This window comes from Pigmentiphaga sp. NML030171, assembly GCF_002188635.1.
GTDB classification, from domain to species: domain Bacteria; phylum Pseudomonadota; class Gammaproteobacteria; order Burkholderiales; family Burkholderiaceae_B; genus Pigmentiphaga; species Pigmentiphaga daeguensis.
On record NZ_NINX01000020.1, the window covers coordinates 1 to 5449 of the forward strand.

Consider the following 5449-nt stretch of genomic DNA (forward strand, 5'->3'; position numbering starts at 1 on the left):
CGAACAGCAGATGCTTGCCATCGCCCGAGCCGCGGCATCCAAGCCGAAATTCATCCTCCTGGACGAACCCTCGGAGGGCATCATGCCTTTGCTCGTGGATGAGATGTTCCGCTACTTCCGAACGCTCAAGCAGTCAGGTGTCACCATCTTGCTGATCGAGCAGAACGTCGAGTTGGCGCTTCGTATCGCCGACCGGGCCTACATCCTCGATCAGGGCGAGGTGGTGTACGCGGGAACTGCTGAGGCCATGCTGGCCGATGCCGCCATCCAAGAGCGGTACTGCGCTGTGTAGTGTTGCTGTCGATTCTGCGCACAGTTGGGCGTGCGGCGGGCATCGCCGCGGCCCACAGTTTCTCGTGCGCAGTGTCTTGTCAACCGGGAGGGGGCGTCCTGCGAAACTCCGACATCTCCTGGGGTGCTCCGTGCAGAAACACATTGACCTTGGTGCGGATCAGGGCATCGATGTCCTTCGGAGTCTTTAGTCCATAGATCCATTTGCGAACACCGAGATAGAAGATGCTGGCGTGCAGCGCCCATACCAACTCGATCTCGCTTTCCAGTTCAGCGGCCGTTCGCGGCTCTGGAATGCTGTATTCATGCCGAACTTCGATCAGGACCGGAAGAAAGACGCGTGTACGCAAGCGGCTCAGGTACTTGTTGTTTATGCCTTCCCGAGTCAAGCCTGCGAAGATGAAGATGCGGATCCATTCCTCGCGAAGGATCACCTGTGCGTAGTCGCTGTAGAAGCGATACAGGCGCTCGGCAAGCGTCACGGTGCGGTCGGTCAGATCGGTCTCCCAGCTTGATTGCCAGCTGAAGACTTCCGAATAGACACGATCGATCAGCGCTTCTTTGCTTGGGAAGTACTTGTAGAGAAGGGGTTGGGTTACACCGATCTCGCGTGCAAGCTCACGTGTGCTTCCTGCGAAGCCGTAGCGTGTGAAGTGCTCGATGGCCTTGGCGACAATCTGCTGCTCGCGTTGTTCCGGGGCTAAACGCCGCGTGCCGGGAGCAGCCTGATTCTTTGGCATGGTGGGCTTGGAAGAGGGGGGCATTGGCGCACGACAAAGCTGGGTAAGGCAGGTAGTTTATCGCGCGATTACCTGATTGGCATAGTCCAAGCCGACTCACCGCGGAGCCTTCAGATGCTTCAGCATGAGGGGTCGCAGGAACGTCCGACCCGGGGCGGTTCATAGTGCTTCATCCACGGCCACGGCATGCGAAAGGCCTTGAGCGTGGCCATCAGTGTGCGCCGCCCCTTCGGGCGGCCCATCGGCGTCAGTTCGGCCTCCACGTCCTCGCTGAAAGCCTGCTCAAACAGTGAAAAATCGGCCTGGTCCAGCCCCCATGCGTAGCGAAACCAAGCTTCGGCGATGGCGTCGTTGTCGCTGGTCGGCAGATCGGAAGCCGGGATCTGATGCCACGGTGCGTCGAGTTCGCTGACCACCACGGCAGGTGCATCACCGGGCTGCCATAGCCGATCCATCACCGGCAACTGCCAGCCTGTGAGCAACCCGACATCCCCTTGGACCCAGTTGAGCTGGAAGCGGATGGAGCGGATGCGCAAATGTTCCTCGACAGCAGTGAACGACAGCACCAGCACGCCGCCAAATGCAACAGCCCGGGCGTTGCCCGCGCCGGGATCGAGATGCGCCTCGCCGTGGACGTAGGCGCCGACCACGCTCTGTTTCCCGGCGGCGCGGGGCACCGCATTGCTCGTGTCGATGCGCACCGCTTCGAGGGCGGCGAAGTCGCCGCGCAGCAGGCCCAGCACGGGCCAGTCTTGTCACAGGCATTTGAGAGGGCTCCCTGCGATCATTCCAGACCATCCCAACATACATACTTCATTTCGAGATATTCATCGATGCCATGACGAGAGCCTTCTCGGCCAAGGCCGCTTTGCTTGACGCCTCCGAAAGGCGCCACCTCGTTCGAGATCAACCCGCAGTTCACTCCGACCATCCCACTCTCGAGTGCCTGCGCCACACGCCAGATGCGGGCCGCATCCCGGCTGTAGAGGTAAGCGGCCAATCCGAATTCCGTGTCGTTCGCCATGTCCAGGCCTTCTTGCTCGGAATCGAACCGGAAGAGCGGCGCCACCGGCCCGAAAGTTTCCTCGCGCGCGATGGCCATTTCCGGCGACACGCCTGTCAGCACTGTTGGCTCGAAGTATTGACCACCGAGCCTGTGCCGCTTGCCGCCGCAGGCAACCGAGGCCCCTCGGCTGACGGCATCAGCAATGTGCTCCTCGACTTTGGCGACGGCCTTACTATCGATCAACGGGCCCTGCTGTACGCCTTCTTCCAGCCCATTGCCGACTTTGAGGGTCAGCACGCGCGCTACAAGCTTTGCGGCGAACTCGTCAATCACACCCGCCTGCACTAGAACCCGGTTGGCACTGATGCAAGCCTGACCCGTGTTACGGAATTTGGAGGCCACTACACCGTCTACTGCCGCGTCCAGGTCAGCGTCGTCAAAAATCATGAAAGGCGCATTTCCGCCGAGTTCCATTGAGCACTTCTTGATCGTGCGGGCTGACTGCTCGAGCAGGACCCGCCCAACTTCAGTTGAGCCAGTGAATGTGACCTTGCGCACCAGTACATTGCCGGTCAGTTCGCCGCCTATAGCCCGCGTATCGTTCCCGGTGACAACATTGAAAACGCCGCTTGGCAGACCCGCGCGAGCACCCAAGTCGGCCAGTGCCAGCGCGGTCAGGGGAGTCTGGCTGGCCGGCTTGACAACCATAGTGCACCCCGCAGCGAGCGCGGGTCCCGCCTTGCGAGTGATCATGGCGGCTGGGAAATTCCAGGGAGTAATTGCAGCGCACACTCCGATCGGCTCTTTGAGAACAACAATCTTCTGGCGCGTGCCCGGGGGAGGCACCAATTCGCCATAGACACGCTTAGCCTCCTCTGAGAACCATTCAATGAAGGATGCTGCGTAGTCGACCTCTCCGCGGGCCTCTGCCAACGGCTTGCCTTCTTCCAGAGTGATCAGCTTAGCCAGGTCCTCCCGGTTTTCGACGATGAGCTCGTACCATCGCCGCAAGATTCTTGAACGGTGCTTTGCCGGCGTCCTGCGCCAGGCCCCAAAAGCCTCGTGGGCAAATTCAATTGCTTGCCGTGTCTCGGCCTCGCGCATGCGCGGAAGGTGCACTAGCACTTCGGCCGTCGCAGGGTTCCGAAGGTCATAGAAACCATGTGGGGTTTCTTGGACCCACAAACCGTTCACATAGGCAGCACCATGCAACAACGTCGGGTCTTTGAGCAGATGGTTCATAACGCCACGTCAAGCCGGATTTCGGCCGACCATAAACAGATGGTCCGGATCGTTCGTGACGGGGAGGCCACTGGCTTGCAGTCCCGCCCGGAATCCTTTCATGAAGCGGTCGGGTACCCGCATAGCCGGCGCGCGCAACGGCCCGCCGTTGAAACCCGCAAGCCAGTCCTGGTACTTCCACATCGTGCGGTTGAGCACAGACGAGCCAGCTATGTAGGCTTGGGTACCAACACCGTTCGCGCTACGTGCAGGATTCACTTTCCAGTACAACGCCATGGCTTCTTCAAACTTTCCGGCCTGCGCGAGTGCAAAGGCTTTCGGGTAGTACTCGCTCATCCACTGCGTATTGCTTGTGCCCGAGAACTGGAGTTTCATCAGCCCCATGAGTGGGATTGCATCAGATTCGATCGGGCAGCTGATGACCACGTCGTCCCTGAAGTGGTGGTACATCTCGCAGATGCCGCCGATCAGCGGGTAGCCCTGTTCGGATTTGATCGCGGCAATGTTGGGGCAGTCCTTCAGCAACCGTCGCACCAGTTCAGTCGACATGCCGGCCGGATGCACGCGTTCGAAGCCCCACAAAGGTATGGGAAATAGCATGACCGCGAGGTCTGTAGCGTCGCAAAACGCCTTGGTGTAGTCATAGATCTCCTGTTCGGAGTTTGGCCAGAACTGGCTGGGATAGGACAGCAAAACGATGTCCGCACCAGCTTTTTCGGCAAGCTTTACGGCTTCGATGTTTTCAGCCAGCGTGCCGAACGCGGCGTGAAAGAATAGGCCGAAGTCCTTGCCGACCGTGTCGCGGGCAATGGCGGTGAATTGCGCGTTCTCCTGCGGTGTGATCGCGACTTCGGCACATAGCAACGTGTAGCTGAAACCCAACTTCTTCACCAGTTGCATATCGTGCCGGATGGCTGCCTCGTTTAGACCCTTCAAATCGGAAGTGAAGGTAGGAATAGTGACGGCCGAACAGCCTGTCAGGTATTGACGTGCCCAGGCGCGGGCTTCGTTTTTCTTATAGCGGGTCATGGATGTTTCCTTGTTGAGAATTCAGGCGGTGCTTGCCGCGACGGGTTCTTGTGGTGTCGGAGCCTTCCACTTGGCCACTGGAACTATGCCAACGGGCAAAGTTGTGCCAACAAGCTGTGTGCGCGCGCGTAGCAGAAGCATTTCTGCGATGACAACGTCTTGCAACGCTGAGCCCACCGATTTGAAAAGCAGGATCGAACTGCCGTCGCGCCGGAAGCTACCTTCCTTGCAGACGACCGACGAAAGAGATACCAGCTTGTCCTCGAAAATTACGCCTTCACGCGTGGCCACGAGCATGTCGCCGGTATCGTGAGCAACCTCTTCCGGCATGTCCGCAACGATGAGGTCGGCACGCCGGATCACTTCCGAGTCAACCTCGCGTTGTTCAGGCAGCGTGGAGCCAATCGACACCACGGTCATGCCGGGCCGCAACCATTCGCCGCGCAACACCGGAGATTCGTCATGCGAGCGAGCAGCGCATATCACCACGTCGGCATCTCTCACAGCTCTTTCAGCCGAGGATGCAGCGCTAACCTTGACCGACGGAAGCAGCAGTGCGAACTTCTCGACAAAGCGCGCGCGGCTTGTCAGGCTCGGACTGTAGACAGTGGCCGACTCGATTTGGCGCGTAGCCGCCAGTGCCTCGAGTTGGCCTTGGGCTTCGAATCCGGAACCGATCAACGTCACGCGCAGACCGCGAGTCGGCGCCAACACGTCAATGGCAACGGCCGAGGTAGCCGCGGTACGAATACCCGTGACTTGGTTGCCGTCAATAAGGGCCGCCAGCGCCATGGTGTTCGTGTCGAAGAGCGAGATCAGGTAGCTCGCGTATCCGGCCCGGGGGGATGCGGCGATAAGCTTGCTGCCCATGAAGTCGCCACTTGGCGCCACAGCCGTCAGGCTTCTCAACCACACGCCTTTGCCTCGCGCCATCGTTCGAGGCGGCAGCCTTGCTGGATCATCAGGCTGCGCGTAGGCGGCGCGCAATGCATTGACCGAGGCTTGCCACTCGGTGAGGTGGCTTACGTCTTCGTCTGTGAGGAATAACGTCGGTGATAGCTGCGCTTGCGCAGCACCATTACTGGATGTGCAGGTCATGGACTTCGGCAGGTTAAGGAGAGACAGCAGCCGCGTGCGGCTA

At 59.7% G+C, this 5449-nt stretch carries 5 protein-coding genes and 1 pseudogene; 1 reads left to right on the top strand and 5 read right to left on the bottom strand.

What is annotated here, in order from left to right; genetic code table 11:
• Positions 1-292, top strand: a pseudogene (locus tag CDO46_RS05205) (ABC transporter ATP-binding protein); the annotation flags it as partial.
• A gap of 79 nt (positions 293-371) precedes the next feature.
• Here the strand turns inward: CDO46_RS05205 and CDO46_RS05210 are convergent.
• From CDO46_RS05210 to CDO46_RS05230, 5 genes are all read right to left on the bottom strand, one after another.
• Positions 372-1031, bottom strand: a complete 660-nt coding sequence (locus CDO46_RS05210; RefSeq protein WP_176400660.1) for a TetR/AcrR family transcriptional regulator — start codon at positions 1029-1031, stop codon at positions 372-374.
• A gap of 119 nt (positions 1032-1150) precedes the next feature.
• The gene (locus tag CDO46_RS05215; RefSeq protein ID WP_140416831.1) at positions 1151-1774 is read right to left on the bottom strand and encodes a nuclear transport factor 2 family protein; all 624 of its coding nucleotides are present in this window, start codon (positions 1772-1774) and stop codon (positions 1151-1153) included.
• A gap of 41 nt (positions 1775-1815) precedes the next feature.
• The gene (locus CDO46_RS05220) at positions 1816-3279 is read right to left on the bottom strand and encodes an NAD-dependent succinate-semialdehyde dehydrogenase (protein WP_087837509.1); all 1464 of its coding nucleotides are present in this window, start codon (positions 3277-3279) and stop codon (positions 1816-1818) included.
• 9 nt (positions 3280-3288) lie between these two features.
• Positions 3289-4308, bottom strand: coding sequence for a dihydrodipicolinate synthase family protein (locus tag CDO46_RS05225; RefSeq protein WP_087837510.1), 1020 nt, complete (start codon positions 4306-4308; stop codon positions 3289-3291).
• A 21-nt stretch (positions 4309-4329) separates the two neighbouring features.
• Positions 4330-5406, bottom strand: a complete 1077-nt coding sequence (locus CDO46_RS05230; protein WP_087837511.1) for an ornithine cyclodeaminase family protein — start codon at positions 5404-5406, stop codon at positions 4330-4332.
• Positions 5407-5449 lie beyond the last annotated feature (43 nt).